Source organism: Kitasatospora sp. NPDC051853 (genome assembly GCF_044452665.1).
GTDB lineage: Bacteria > Actinomycetota > Actinomycetes > Streptomycetales > Streptomycetaceae > Kitasatospora.
In genome coordinates this window covers 235,690-247,868 of record NZ_JBITBY010000015.1, presented here as the reverse complement: position 1 = coordinate 247,868, position 12,179 = coordinate 235,690, and the positions used below count along the sequence as shown (strand labels likewise).

14 protein-coding genes are annotated in these 12,179 nt (G+C 73.8%); 6 read left to right on the top strand and 8 right to left on the bottom strand.

Annotation, left to right across the window (positions count from 1 at the left end):
* Window positions 1-158: 158 nt before the first annotated feature.
* Together ACIA8O_RS35155 and ACIA8O_RS35150 are read left to right on the top strand one after the other, a co-directional pair.
* Complete coding sequence (locus tag ACIA8O_RS35155; protein WP_396298094.1) at window positions 159-428, top strand: chaplin; 270 nt, start codon at window positions 159-161, stop codon at window positions 426-428.
* A 120-nt stretch (window positions 429-548) separates the two neighbouring features.
* Window positions 549-911, top strand: a complete 363-nt coding sequence (locus tag ACIA8O_RS35150) for a hypothetical protein (RefSeq protein WP_396298093.1) — start codon at window positions 549-551, stop codon at window positions 909-911.
* A gap of 126 nt (window positions 912-1,037) precedes the next feature.
* Here the strand turns inward: ACIA8O_RS35150 and ACIA8O_RS35145 are convergent, their stop codons facing one another.
* Window positions 1,038-1,715: a hypothetical protein gene (locus ACIA8O_RS35145; RefSeq protein WP_396298092.1), complete on the bottom strand. Its 678-nt coding sequence runs from the start codon at window positions 1,713-1,715 to the stop codon at window positions 1,038-1,040.
* A gap of 294 nt (window positions 1,716-2,009) precedes the next feature.
* Here ACIA8O_RS35145 and ACIA8O_RS35140 point away from each other — a divergent pair, with 294 nt between their 5' ends.
* The 3 genes from ACIA8O_RS35140 to ACIA8O_RS35130 all read left to right on the top strand — a co-directional run bounded on the left by ACIA8O_RS35140 (window position 2,010) and on the right by ACIA8O_RS35130 (window position 3,244).
* Window positions 2,010-2,354, top strand: a complete 345-nt coding sequence (locus tag ACIA8O_RS35140; RefSeq protein WP_396298091.1) for a rodlet layer protein — start codon at window positions 2,010-2,012, stop codon at window positions 2,352-2,354.
* Window positions 2,355-2,441: 87 nt separating this feature from the next.
* Window positions 2,442-2,786, top strand: a complete 345-nt coding sequence (locus tag ACIA8O_RS35135; protein WP_345289275.1) for a rodlet layer protein — start codon at window positions 2,442-2,444, stop codon at window positions 2,784-2,786.
* Between the two features lie 200 nt (window positions 2,787-2,986).
* Window positions 2,987-3,244, top strand: coding sequence for a hypothetical protein (locus ACIA8O_RS35130; protein ID WP_396298090.1), 258 nt, complete (start codon window positions 2,987-2,989; stop codon window positions 3,242-3,244).
* Between the two features lie 81 nt (window positions 3,245-3,325).
* Here the strand turns inward: ACIA8O_RS35130 and hemB are convergent, their stop codons facing one another.
* The 7 genes from hemB to ACIA8O_RS35095 form a co-directional block, all read right to left on the bottom strand.
* Entirely contained in the window at window positions 3,326-4,306 is a 981-nt protein-coding gene (hemB, locus tag ACIA8O_RS35125) for a porphobilinogen synthase (RefSeq protein ID WP_396298089.1), read from the bottom strand.
* Between the two features lie 158 nt (window positions 4,307-4,464).
* Window positions 4,465-6,105: a uroporphyrinogen-III synthase gene (locus ACIA8O_RS35120; protein ID WP_396298088.1), complete on the bottom strand. Its 1,641-nt coding sequence runs from the start codon at window positions 6,103-6,105 to the stop codon at window positions 4,465-4,467.
* Window positions 6,102-7,088 (bottom strand): hydroxymethylbilane synthase, encoded by a 987-nt coding sequence (gene hemC / locus ACIA8O_RS35115; RefSeq protein ID WP_396298087.1) that lies wholly within the window; start codon window positions 7,086-7,088, stop codon window positions 6,102-6,104. Before hemC ends, ACIA8O_RS35120 begins: the two co-directional genes overlap by 4 nt.
* 58 nt (window positions 7,089-7,146) lie before the next feature.
* A complete protein-coding gene (locus ACIA8O_RS35110) occupies window positions 7,147-8,517 on the bottom strand; it encodes a glutamyl-tRNA reductase (RefSeq protein ID WP_396298086.1) in 1,371 nt (456 codons plus the stop codon).
* 34 nt (window positions 8,518-8,551) lie between these two features.
* The gene (locus tag ACIA8O_RS35105) at window positions 8,552-9,418 is read right to left on the bottom strand and encodes a redox-sensing transcriptional repressor Rex (RefSeq protein WP_396298085.1); all 867 of its coding nucleotides are present in this window, start codon (window positions 9,416-9,418) and stop codon (window positions 8,552-8,554) included.
* Between the two features lie 176 nt (window positions 9,419-9,594).
* Window positions 9,595-10,362, bottom strand: coding sequence for an exonuclease domain-containing protein (locus ACIA8O_RS35100; protein ID WP_396298084.1), 768 nt, complete (start codon window positions 10,360-10,362; stop codon window positions 9,595-9,597).
* A gap of 161 nt (window positions 10,363-10,523) precedes the next feature.
* Entirely contained in the window at window positions 10,524-10,811 is a 288-nt protein-coding gene (locus tag ACIA8O_RS35095) for a glutaredoxin family protein (RefSeq protein WP_396298099.1), read from the bottom strand.
* 120 nt (window positions 10,812-10,931) lie between these two features.
* Here ACIA8O_RS35095 and ACIA8O_RS35090 point away from each other — a divergent pair, with 120 nt between their 5' ends.
* Window positions 10,932-11,837: an HAD family hydrolase gene (locus ACIA8O_RS35090; protein ID WP_396298083.1), complete on the top strand. Its 906-nt coding sequence runs from the start codon at window positions 10,932-10,934 to the stop codon at window positions 11,835-11,837.
* Window positions 11,838-12,179 lie beyond the last annotated feature (342 nt).

Here is a 12,179-nt window from a genome sequence, read left to right as displayed (position 1 = left end):
GGGGGGGGGCGCGCCGGGCCCCCCCCGGCCCCCCGCCCCTCCCCCCCCCCCCCCCGCGGGGGGCCGCCCCCCCCCCCCCCCCCCCCCCCCCCCCCGGGGGCCCCCGGGGGGGGGGGGGGGGCCCCACCGCGCCCTTCCCTGATCGAGGAGATCGACCCATGCAGAACGTCAAGAAGGCCGCCGCCGTCGCGGGTGCCGTCGTCGGCATCGTCGCCGCGGGTGCCGGCACCGCCGTCGCCGGTGCCTCCGCCGAGGGCGTCACCGCCGGTTCCCCCGGCGTCGGCTCCGGCAACTCCATCCAGGTTCCGGTGCACATCCCGGTCAACGTGTGCGGCAACTCCGTGAACGTGATCGGCCTGCTGAACCCGGCCTTCGGCAACTCCTGCGCCAACGTTGACGCCCCGCCGATGCCCGAGGAGGACTGCTGATCACCCTCCAGGTGACCAGCGGTACCCCGTGCGCGTGCAGCCCCCCGGTCCGCCGATCGGGGGGCTTCGCGCCGTCCCGGGCATGAACTGCCACCAGCCACCCCCAGGAGTCGAACCCCCATGCTCTCCAGGCACCTCCCCGCCGCCGCCGTCGGCCTGCTCGCGGCCGGCTTCCTGATGTCCTCCCCCGCGGCCGCCGCCGGGCTCACCCCGCCGGTGGGCGGCCTGCAGCCGATCGACGCCGCCGCCGGCCTGGAGGCCGCCACCGGCGGCCTCGGCCACGGCATCAGCCCCGCCAAGACGCTCCGCCTCGACCCGTGGGCCGGCTCCTCCGCCGACCTGCTGAACAACGGACTCTCGCTGGAGCCCGACAACGGTCTGGCCCCGGTCGGCACCGCCCCGCTCACCCAGCCGCTGAGCCAGGGCGGCGGCACCAAGGACCTGCCCCTGATCGGCGGGGTGATCGACCAGCTGCCCGGCTGAACGGCCGCGAACGAGCCCTGCGCGCGAAGGAGCCCGGCACCTCGGGGGTGCCGGGCTCCTTCGCGCGCAGGGCTCGTTCGCGTACCGGGGGGCGTCCGCGTGCCGGGCTCCTTCGCAGGGGGCGGGTCAGCCCTGTGCGAGCACCTCGCGGACGGTGCCGGCGGTGGTGCCGGTCAGGTCGGAGAGCGAGTCGCTGACCGAGAGCTTCTCGTCGCCCTTGCCCAGGGTGGCCTTGGCCCCCGGGATGGCCTGCACCGGGTTGGTGACCAGCTGCGGGTCCAGCTCACCGGCGCTCAGCACGTCGTCCACCGGGGTGGCCGCGTTGCCCTGGGCCCACTCGAAGGGGTGACCGAGCGTCAGGTCCGGGCCCTGCGCGTTCAGCGGGGCGGCCGGGGCGTCCAGCGCCACGTCGCCCAGGTCGGTGGAGCGGTCCGCGGTGGGCAGCGGCAGCGCGGCCTGGAGGCGGGGCCCGACCCGGCCGACCTCGACCCCCGGCACGACCCGCTCGGGGATCAGCTGGCCGCCCGGCGCCTCGTCCGGCTTCGGCGGCATCACCAGCGAGGTGGGCACCCCGCCGGAGATGTGGCCGTCCCCGGGGAAGATCGGCAGGTGCTCGCTCACCGTCTCCAGCGGAATGGTGAAGGGGACCTCCTCGGTGGCCAACTGGTCTTCCATCGCCGCGACCTGACCGGCCGTCATCGGCTCGGTGTGGCCGGGAGCCGCCACCGCCGCCGCCTGGCCCGTGAGCACACCGGAGCCGACCGCCAGCAGCAGTGCGCCGGCCGCGCGCTTGGAGAGCTTCATGCTATTCACCGTTCTGTCATATGAAGGGCCCATCGGCCTTTTCGGCCGGCCTGGGAAATCAATCCCTTCAACGAGCAATCCGGGAACGGGATAGCGAGCCTTAACCGGTTCGGCCTAATAATCCGACCGGACACAGAGGATCTTGACAGACCGTCGGTGAATCCCCGAGATTCCGCGTAACTTTCCCGCCGCTCGTTCTTTGATCCCGTTGTCGCAGCCAGGACGGCGGTCGGAGGCAATCCCCCCGGACGGGCCGGCAACCGATGGTGATTCATCAAGAGAGGTATCTCCACCATGCTCCAGAAGACTTTCGCGGCAGTCGGCCTGGCCGCCGCCGCCATGGCCGCCGGTACCGTCCCGGCCTCCGCGATCGGCAACGCGGACGGCTCGGCGGCCGGCCTCTCCGGCCACGGCGGCACCAACGCCACGGGGACCTGGGGCGACCACAGCCCGAACTTCCACGTGCTCGACAACCCGAACATCTGCCTGCCCGAGGTGCACAACATCGCGGTCGGCGTTCTGGGCGTCGCGGTGCCGGTCGAGGTCGACGCCCTGAGCAACCAGCCGAAGCAGACCTGCGTGGTCGGCCCCGGCACCCAGGGCAGCGGCGACGGCGGCGTCTCGCACCTGGTCGGCTGACCTCTCGCCGGCCCGGCCCCGGATACCAGGGGCCGACCAGTACCACCCGCTCCACCACACCCATCAAGCCCGAAAAGGAATAGAACAATGATCAAGAAGGCCCTCGCCGCTGTCGGCGTTGCCACCGCCGGCCTGGCCATGACCGCCGCCCCCGCCATGGCGATCGGCGACGCTGACGGTTCGGCCGTCGGCGTCTCCGGCAACGGTGGCACCAACGCGACCGGCACCCACGGCGACCACTCCCCGAACTTCCACACCCTCGACAACCCGAACCTCTGCCTGCCGGAGGTCCACAACATCGCCGTCGCCGTCATCGGTGTCGCGGTGCCGATCGAGGCGGACGTCCTCAACAACGAGCCGAAGCAGACCTGCAACGTCGGCCCCGCCACCCAGGGCTCGGGCGACGGTGGCGTCAGCCACCTGATCGGCTGATCAACCGGGTAAGGCCGACCGCCGGGTTCGGGGGACTCTCTCCCCGGGCCCGGCGGTTCTCGTTGCCCCGCGAACGCGGCCACTCGTTGGAGTGCGGTTCCTTCGGGTGGCCGGCGGGCGGCCCTGGCGCGTGCTGCGCCGCGGCCGCCCGGATCTGTGATCACGTGTAGTCACACTGCTGTCACGCAGAGAGGGAAACCATGAAGAGCATCCTGGGCAAGGCCGCGCTCACCGCGGTCGCCACCCTGGCCCTGGCCGGCATCTCGGCCCCCGCCTACGCGCACGTCGAGGCCCACGGCGGCGGCCAGTTCGCCGCCACCGCCAGCGAGCCGTTCCTGGCCGCCGAGCAGTGGGGCCACGCCGAGACCAGCCACATCGTGGCCTGCTTCGAGGAGTGGTTCGTGGCCGGCGACGACTGGGCCGCCGGTGGCGGCGAGGCCCACGCCGAGATCCACTGACACCACGTCAGCACGAGGGCGCGGCACCCGGGACCGGGTGCCGCGCCCTTGGCGTGCGTGCGGGCTGCTCCAGGAGGCGGGCTACTTCACGAGGCGGGCCGCCTCGGTGGCCCAGTAGGTGAGGATCTGCCCGGCCCCCGCCCGGCGGATCGAGGTGAGCGTCTCCAGAATCAGCCGCTCGCGGTCCACCCAGCCGTTGGCCGCGGCCGCCTCGATCATCGAGTACTCGCCGGAGACCTGGTACGCCGCCACCGGCACCGGGGAGGCGTCCGCGATCTGCCGCAGCACGTCCAGGTACGCCATGGCCGGCTTCACCATCACCAGGTCGGCGCCCTCGGCGACGTCCTGCTCCAGCTCGCGCAGCGACTCCCGGGCGTTGGCCGGGTCCTGCTGGTAGGTCTTCCGGTCCCCCTTGAGCGAGGAGCCGACCGCCTCGCGGAACGGGCCGTAGAACGCCGAGGCGTACTTGGCGGTGTAGGCCAGGATGCCGGTGGACTGGTAGCCGTTGGCGTCCAGGGCCCTGCGGATCACGCCGATCTGACCGTCCATCATCCCGGACGGGCCGACCAGGTGGACCCCGGCCTCGGCCTGCACCAGGGCCATCTCCTCGTACCGCTTCAGGGTGGCGTCGTTGTCCACGCTGCCGTCCTCGGCCAGCACCCCGCAGTGCCCGTGGTCGGTGAACTCGTCCAGGCACAGGTCCGACATCACCACCAGGTCGTCACCGACCTCGGCCACCACGTCCCGGATCGCCTGCTGCAGGATCCCGTCCGGGTTGGTCCCCTCGCTGCCGGTCGCGTCCTGCACCAGCGGCACGCCGAACAGCATGATCCCGCCGACGCCCGCCTCCACCGCCTCGGCGGCGGCCTTCTTCAGCGTCTCCCGGGTGTGCTGCAGCACGCCGGGCATCGAGCCGATCGGCCGCGGCTCGGTGATCCCCTCCCGCACGAACGCGGGCAGGATCAGCTCGGCCGGGTGCAGCCTGGTCTCCGCGACCAGCCGCCGCATCGCGGGGCTCTGCCGCAGACGGCGCGGGCGGACGTACGGGAACTCAGCAGACACGGGATCACTCCGAACGACGATTGAGTTGCACCACCCAGGGGCGCGAGGAACTGCGCGAGCCGGAAGGCCACTCACCTGCGACTGAAGCTCCATCAGCCAGTTGCACGTGCTGCCGTTCCCCTTCGCGCAGTTCCTCGCGCCCCTGGTGTAACCACTACCTAGCGGGCGGCCTTGCGGCGGGAGCCGGGGCGGCGCTCGCTGGGGCGGTAGACCGGCTCGCCGGCCGCGACGGCGGCGTCGCGGCGGTTCGCCCCGAAGTCTGCCAGCGCCTGCGCCAGCGCGGCGGCCGACGGGGCCGGAGCCATCACGTCGACCCGCAGGCCGTGCTCCTCGGCGGTCTTGGCGGTGGCCGGGCCGATGCAGGCGATCACCGTGACGTTGTGCGGCTTGCCGGCGATGCCGACCAGGTTCCGCACGGTCGACGAGGAGGTGAAGAGCACCGCGTCGAACCCGCCGCCCTTGATCGCCTCGCGGGTCTCGGCCGGCGGCGGGGAGGCGCGGACCGTCCGGTAGGCCGTCACGTCGTCGACCTCCCAGCCGAGTTCGACCAGGCCGGCCACCAGGGTCTCGGTGGCGATGTCGGCGCGCGGCAGCAGGACGCGGTCGATCGGGTCGAAGACCGGGTCGTAGGGCGGCCAGTCCTCCAGCAGGCCGGCCGCGGACTGCTCGCCGCTCGGCACCAGGTCGGGCTTCACGCCGAAGTCGACCAGGGCCTGGGCGGTGGTCTCGCCGACCGCGGCGACCTTGATGCCGGCGAAGGCGCGGGCGTCGAGGCCGTACTCCTCGAACTTCTCCCGGACGGCGCGCACCGCGTTCACCGAGGTGAAGGCGATCCACTCGTAGCGGCCCGTCACCAGGCCCTTGATGGCGCGCTCCATCTGCTGCGGGGTGCGCGGGGGCTCGACCGCGATGGTCGGGACCTCCTGCGGGACCGCGCCGTAGGAGCGGAGCTGGTCGGAGAGGCCGTGCGCCTGCTCCTTGGTGCGCGGGACGAGGACGTTCCAGCCGAACAGCGGCTTGGTCTCGAACCACGAGTGCGAGGAGCGGTGGGCGACCTGCTCGCCCACCACGGCTATCACCGAGGTGCTCGGGTCCACCGGGGCGGAGACCGGGGAGGGCAGCACCCGGGCCGCCTTGAGGTCGGCCGCGATGGTGGCCAGGGTGGCGGTGAAGGTGCGCTGCCGGGTGGTGGTGCCGGACAGCGTGGCCGAGAGCGGGGAGTCCGGCTTGCGGCCGTTGGCCACCAGGGCCTGGGCGGTGGCCGGGAGTTGGCCCAGCGTGGTGCGGACCACCAGGGTGGTCTCCGGGACGCCGAGGTCGATGGTGCCGCCGGCCAGCAGGCCGGCCGCGTCGACGAAACGGACGTCGGCGCCCTGGCTGCCGCGCAGCGGGACGCCCGCGTAGGCGGGGACGCCGACCGACTGGGCGACGCCGGGGATCACCTCGAACGGGATCTCGGCGTTGGCGCAGCCGAGCATCTCCTCGGCGGCGCAGCCGTCCAGGCCCGGGTCGCCGTCGACGGTGCGGACCACGTGCTTGCCGGCCCGGACCGCCTCGGCGACCACGGCGGCCACGTCCGGACAGTCCTCGCCGACGGTGCTGTGCACCACGACGCCGACCGGGCAGTGGGTGCGCACGGCGGCGGCGGTGAGCGGGTCGGCGATCAGCACGTCGGCGGAGGCCAGGACGTCCACCGCCCGCAGGGTGAGCAGGCCCGGGTCACCCGGCCCCGCTCCCAGGAAGGTGCAACGGCCCGCCGGGGCGGCCGGGTTGTGGGCGAGGTTGGCGGCGGCGCTCATCGGGCTCGCTCCCCCATCAGGTTGGCCGCGCCCGCTTCGAGCAGCCGCTCGGCGAGCGCGTGGCCGAGGGCCACCGCCTGCCGCTCGGCGGTCTCGTCGGGGGTGAGCGGACCGTTGGCGGTCATCTTCAGCAGGGTGGCGCCGTCGACGGTGCCGACCACGCCCTCCAGCCGCAGTTCGGTGCCCTGCCAGGTGGCCAGGGCGGCCACCGGGGCGGAGCAGCCGGCCTCCAGGCGGGCCAGCAGGGCCCGCTCGGCGGCGACGGCGGCTCGGGTCGGGGTGTGGTCGAGCCCGCGCAGCACGGCGGCCAGCGCGGGGTCGGCGCACTCGACGGCCAGGGCGCCCTGGCCGGGGGCCGGGAGCATCAGCCCGGGGTCCAGGTGCTCGGTGATCTCGGCCGAGCGGCCGAGCCGGTTGAGCCCGGCGGTGGCGAGCACCACCGCGTCCAGCTCGCCGGAGGTGACCTTGGTGATCCGGGTGTCCACGTTGCCGCGGATGGCCACCGTCTCGACGGAGGCGCCGAGTTCGCGGGCCCAGGCGTTGAGCTGGGCCATCCGGCGCGGGGAGCCGGTGCCGATCCGGACGGTGTGCCCGGAGCCGGCCAGCTTCTCGACCAGCTCGGTCAGGGCCAGGCCGTCGCGGGCCACCAGGGCGTCCCGGCTGTCCTCGCGCGCGGGGACGGCGGCCAGGAAGAGACCCTCGGGGGCGGCGGTGGGGAGGTCCTTGAGGGAGTGCACGGCCAGGTCGATCCGGCCCTCCAGCAGCGCGTCGCGCAGTGCGGAGACGAAGACGCCGGTGCCGCCGATCTGGGCCAGCGCCTCCCGGGAGGTGTCCCCGTAGGTGGTGATCTCGACCAGCTCGACCGGTCGGCCGGTGACCCGCTCGACCTCGCGGGCGACCATGCCCGACTGGGTCATGGCGAGGGCGCTGCGGCGGGTGCCGAGGCGCAGCGGCTGTCCGCCGCCGGTCAGTTGACCATTCATGAGGTGATCGTCCCGGTCATGCTCGTGGGCTGGCTGGTGGTTCATCGAGGCCTGTGGTTCATCGAGGGGCCCCCGCGTGTCCGGCGTCGGTCGGGGCCGGCGGTCCGGCCTGGGCGGGCGGCTTGGGGCGGGCGCCGGCCGGGGTGCCGGCCACCGCCTGGACCGCCGCCGGGTCCAGGTCGAAGAGTTCGCGCAGCGCGTCCGCGTACCCGGCGCCGCCGGGCTCGGCGGCGAGCTGCTTGACCCGGACGGTGGGGGCGTGGAGCAGCTTGTCGACCACCCGCTTGACGGTCTGCGAGACCTCGGCGCGGGTGCGCTCGTCCAGGTCGGGCATCCGCGAGTTGAGGCGGCCGAGCTCGCTCAGCACGACCTCGGAGGCCATCTGACGGAGCGCCACCACGGTGGGGGCGATCCGGGCCGCGCGCTGGGCGGCGGCGAAGGAGTCGACCTCGTCGGAGACGATGCCGGCCACCGCGTCCACGTCCCCGGCGCCGGGGGTGGCGGCGTGGGCCTGGGAGAGGCTCTCCAGGTCGACCAGCAGGGCGCCGGCCAGGCCGTGCACGTCGTGGTCCACGTCGCGCGGCATGGCCAGGTCGAGGAAGGCCAGCGGGCCCTCGCCGGTGCGCAGGGCGGTGGCGGCGGCCACGTCCTCGGCGGTGATCACCACGCCGGCCGCGCCGGTGCAGGAGATCACCAGGTCGACGTCGGCCAGTGCCTCGCGGACCTTGGCGAAGTCGACGGTGCGGGCGCCGAGGTTGGCGGCCAGCCGCTCGGCGCGCTCGGCGGTGCGGTTGGCGATCAGCAGGTCGGAGACCCCGGCCCGGACCAGGGTGGCGGCGGCCAGCGAGCTCATCGAGCCGGCGCCGACCACCAGGGCGCGCTTGCCGGCGATCTCGCCGGCCCCGGCGGCGACCTGCTCCAGGCCGAAGGTGACCAGCGACTGCCCGGCCTTGTCGATGCCGGTCTCGCTGTGGGCGCGCTTGCCGACCCGCAGGGCCTGCTGGAACAGCTCGTTCAGCCCGCGCCCGGCGGTGTGCTCCTCCTGGGCCCGGGCCAGCGCGTCGCGCAGCTGGCCGAGGATCTGCCCCTCACCGACCACCATCGAGTCCAGGCCGCAGGCGACCGAGAAGATGTGGTGCACCGCGCGGTCCTCGTAGTGGACGTAGAGGTGCGAGGTGAGCTCTTCGAGGTCGACGCCGCTGTGGTGGGCGAGCAGCAGGGAGAGCTCGGCGACGCCCGCGTGGAACTTGTCCACGTCGGCGTAGAGCTCGATCCGGTTGCAGGTGTTGACCAGCGCGGCCTCGGCCACCGCCGGGGCGGCGGCGGCGTCGTGCAGCAGACGGGCCGGGGTCTGGCCGGTGAGCGCGGCGCGCTCCAGCATGGTGACGGGCGCGCTGCGGTGGCTCAGCCCGACGACGAGAAGACTCATGCCCGCCCCTCGGTGACGCGGATGCGACGGATGCTCATGCGGGCATCACCGCCGAGAGGTCGCCCTCGCCGGCCTTGGCGGGCTTGCCCTTGGCCGGCTCGGCCTTGGCGGTGCCGCCTCCGGCGGCCCGGCGCAGCTTGGCGGCGGCGGCCCGGACCGGACCGGGGGCCCGGTCGAGCACCGAGTCGCCCTGCCCGGGCTCCTCGCCGGCCTTGCGCTGCTCGTGGAAGGCGAGGATCTGGAGCTCTATGGAGAGGTCCACCTTGCGCACGTCCACGCCGTCCGGGACGGTCAGCACGGTCGGGGCGAAGTTCAGGATGCTGGTCACGCCGGCCTCCACCAGCCGGTCGCAGACCTGCTGGGCGGCGCCGGGCGGGGTGGTGATCACGCCGATCGAGACGTGCTGGCTCTCCACGATGGACTCCAGCTCGTCCATGTGACGGACCGGCAGGCCGGCCGCGGTGGAACCGACCACGGCCGGGTCGGCGTCCAGCAGGGCGGCGACCCGGAACCCGCGGGAGGCGAAGCCGCCGTAGTTGGCGAGCGCGTGGCCGAGGTTGCCGATGCCGACGATGACCACGGGCCAGTCCTGGGTCAGGCCCAGCTCGCGGGAGATCTGGTAGACGAGGTACTCGACGTCGTAGCCGACGCCCCGGGTGCCGTAGGAGCCGAGGTAGGAGAAGTCCTTGCGGAGCTTCGCCGAGTTGACCCCGGCCGCGGTGGCCAGTTCCTCGGATGAGACGGTGGGGACCGAGCGCTCGGAGAGCGCGGTCAGGGCCCGCAGGTAGAGGGGGAGACGGGCGACGGTCGCCTCCGGGATGCCCCGGGCACGCGAGGGTCGGCGCGCGGCGCCCGGTTCGGGCGTCTGCGAGGTGCTCTGGGTGGATCGGCCGATTGCCACGGTGCTCCTGTGGGTGAAGCTGGGCTTTGGCAGCCAGGCTATGCGTTTGTGAACGTGTGCACAAAGATGGTGTCCGTTTTGTCCGCCCACAGTGACGCGCATCACGCGCCGGCGACAGCTCGGGGAGCCGACGGCGGACTGCGTCAGGTCGCACCGTACCGGACGGCGGCGGACCGTCACCGCCGTACGCCGGACACGGAGGGCCCGGCCGGGGGCGCGGCGGACGGCGGAGCGGTGGGCAGCGGGGCGGTGGACCGGGCGGTCAGCACCGTCGGCACCTCCACCCCCTGCGGCCAGGGGCCGAGCACGGCCTCGCGGCGGACCACCGGCAGTTCACCGGTGCGGCGGCGGGAGGGTGCGGTGCCCAGCCGGGGCCAGGGAAGTCCGGCGGCCTCGTGCAGCGGGGCCTGCCACTCCGCCCGGGCGGCCAGGTGGCGGAGCAGGTCGGCGGTGGCCCGGGCGTCACCGAGCGCGGTGTGCGCGGGGTACCAGCCGAGGCCGGCCGTCTCCACGCAGGCGGCCAGTCCGTAGCCGCCCGCCCCGGGCAGGTGGGCCCGGGCCAGGCGCAGGGTGCAGAGCGCGGGGACGGCGGGCAGCGGCACCCCGATGCGGGCGAACTCCCGCTCCAGGAAGGCCCGGTCGCAGCTGACGTGGTGTCCGACCAGCACCCGGCCGCCGAGCAGGTCGAGCAGCAGCGGGGCCAGTTCGCGGAAGCGCGGGGCGCCGACCACGTCGTCCTGGGTGATGTGGTGCACATGGGTCGGGCCGACCGGCCCGACCGGGTCTATCAGGGTGGAGAACTCGCCCTCCGGGCGGAGTTGACCGTCCAGCAGCACCACGCCGACCTCGACCATCCGGTGCCGCCAAGGGCTGCGGCCGGTGGCCTCGACGTCGACCACGGCGAACCCGCCCCGCCGGGGCGGCAGTTGTCGACCGGGGAGCATGGGAGCCCTCCTCCGTCATCCAGCCCCCGGCGGACAGAAACGTGTTAGATCGTAAGCCGACCAACGGGTGTTTCCTAAGCCGATCCTCATCTCCGAGGCAACGATTCGGAGAAGCACCCCCGCCGATCGGAGGGGGTGCCGGCGCCGCTCGCCGGTCGGCCTCAGCCGCCCAGGGCCGCCCGCAGCCTGCGCTCGTCGACCCGCCAGAAGTCGTGCTGCTTCCCGTCGATCAGGGTCACCGGGATCTGCTCCCAGTACGTGCGGTACAGCTCCTCGTCCTGGGTGATGTCCCGCTCCTCGAAGGAGCTGCCCAGCTCCCCGGTGACCCGGACGATCACCTCCCGGGCGTCGTCGCAGAGGTGGCAGCCGGGCTTCCCGATCAGGGTCACGGTCCGCTCGGCCGGCTTCTTCGAGGTGTCGCGTCGCAGCAGTGGGCTCACCCGCCCCATTCTGCCCGCTGCCGCACCGGCCGCCGGGCCCGCCACCGCGTCCACCGGTGGGCCTCCGTTCACCCTCCCTGAAGGCGCTGGTCACGAGGAGAGTCCCGGCGGCTGGCTATGCTCGGTGGCATGGTCGCCCTGAGAAGGCTCACGCGGGTACGGCAGGCACCGGACGAGCAGTCGGTGCTGGCCGGCGAGGCCGCCGCCGACGCGGCGCGGACCCAGGCCCCCGAGGGGGACCACCAGCCGGCCCAGGACGACCCGCGGGCCGCCGCCTTCTTCGACTGCGACAACACCATCCTGCGCGGCGCGGCCATCTTCTACCTCGGCATCGGCCTGTACCGGCGGCGGTTCTTCACCCGGCGGGACATGGCCCGCTTCGCCTGGCAGCAGGCCTGGTTCCGGCTGCACGGCGCCGAGGACCCGGCGCACATGGCGGACGCCAAGGACAAGGCGCTCGGCCTGGTGGCCGGGAAGCGGACCACCGAGCTGGAGGAGATCTGCGAGGAGGTCTTCGAGGACGTCATCTCGCGGAAGATCTGGCCCGGCACCCGAGCCCTGGTCCAGCTGCACCTGGACGCCGGCCAGCGGGTCTGGCTGGTCACCGCCGCCCCGCAGGAGGTGGCCCGGATCATCGCCCGGCAGCTCGGCATGACCGGCGCGCTCGGCACCGTGGCCGAGGCGGTGGACGGCGTCTACACCGGGCGGCTGGTCGGCGGCCTGCTGCACGGGGAGGCCAAGGCGGCCGCGGTCCGCGCGCTGGCCCGCCGCGAGCGGCTCGACCTGGACCGCTGCGCCGCCTTCAGCGACTCAGCCAACGACATCCCGATGCTCGGCCTGGTCGGCCACCCGTACGTGGTGAACCCGGACGCCGTGCTGCGCCGCCACGCCCGGGCCAACGGCTGGCGGGTGCGGGACTTCCGGACCGGCCGCAAGGCGGCCCGGGTCGGCCTGCCGGCCGCCGCCGGGCTCGGCGTGCTGGCCGGGGCGGCGGCCGCCACGGTCGCCATCCGGCGTCGCCAGCACGCCGCCTGACCACCCGTCAGGGTGACGCGCCGGGAACCCACCGGTCGTCCTCACACGTCCGGGCGAACTCCGGCCCCCGCCGGGGGTGTTCCGAACCCGCTCGGCCGTGACCGGAAGCGATCGTTCGGCGACTCGGGAAAGTCTGGGGTTGCCGGGCCCGGAACCCGGGAAACCAGCCGCCCCACTCCGGAATCTGTCACCGGACGCGCACGCCCGGTCACTTTGAGCCAGACGCCCCGTGACAGCTTCGGTCAGTTCCAGCCGCATATGCACGCCAAGCGGATCTCAAACGACCACTTCGGCCACAGGGTGTAGCTGTCATTGCACAAAGCGTTATTCTCTCCTGGATGC

Coding starts and splice junctions, on each gene's coding strand:
- ACIA8O_RS35155 (WP_396298094.1), top strand. CDS start 159: ATGCAGAACGTCAAGAAGGCCGCCGCCGTCGCGGGTGCCGTCGTCGGC.
- ACIA8O_RS35150 (WP_396298093.1), top strand. CDS start 549: ATGCTCTCCAGGCACCTCCCCGCCGCCGCCGTCGGCCTGCTCGCGGCC.
- ACIA8O_RS35145 (WP_396298092.1), bottom strand. CDS start 1,715: ATGAAGCTCTCCAAGCGCGCGGCCGGCGCACTGCTGCTGGCGGTCGGC.
- ACIA8O_RS35140 (WP_396298091.1), top strand. CDS start 2,010: ATGCTCCAGAAGACTTTCGCGGCAGTCGGCCTGGCCGCCGCCGCCATG.
- ACIA8O_RS35135 (WP_345289275.1), top strand. CDS start 2,442: ATGATCAAGAAGGCCCTCGCCGCTGTCGGCGTTGCCACCGCCGGCCTG.
- ACIA8O_RS35130 (WP_396298090.1), top strand. CDS start 2,987: ATGAAGAGCATCCTGGGCAAGGCCGCGCTCACCGCGGTCGCCACCCTG.
- ACIA8O_RS35120 (WP_396298088.1), bottom strand. CDS start 6,105: ATGAGCGCCGCCGCCAACCTCGCCCACAACCCGGCCGCCCCGGCGGGC.
- hemC (WP_396298087.1), bottom strand. CDS start 7,088: ATGAATGGTCAACTGACCGGCGGCGGACAGCCGCTGCGCCTCGGCACC.
- ACIA8O_RS35110 (WP_396298086.1), bottom strand. CDS start 8,517: ATGAGTCTTCTCGTCGTCGGGCTGAGCCACCGCAGCGCGCCCGTCACC.
- ACIA8O_RS35100 (WP_396298084.1), bottom strand. CDS start 10,362: ATGCTCCCCGGTCGACAACTGCCGCCCCGGCGGGGCGGGTTCGCCGTG.
- ACIA8O_RS35095 (WP_396298099.1), bottom strand. CDS start 10,811: ATGGGGCGGGTGAGCCCACTGCTGCGACGCGACACCTCGAAGAAGCCG.
- ACIA8O_RS35090 (WP_396298083.1), top strand. CDS start 10,932: ATGGTCGCCCTGAGAAGGCTCACGCGGGTACGGCAGGCACCGGACGAG.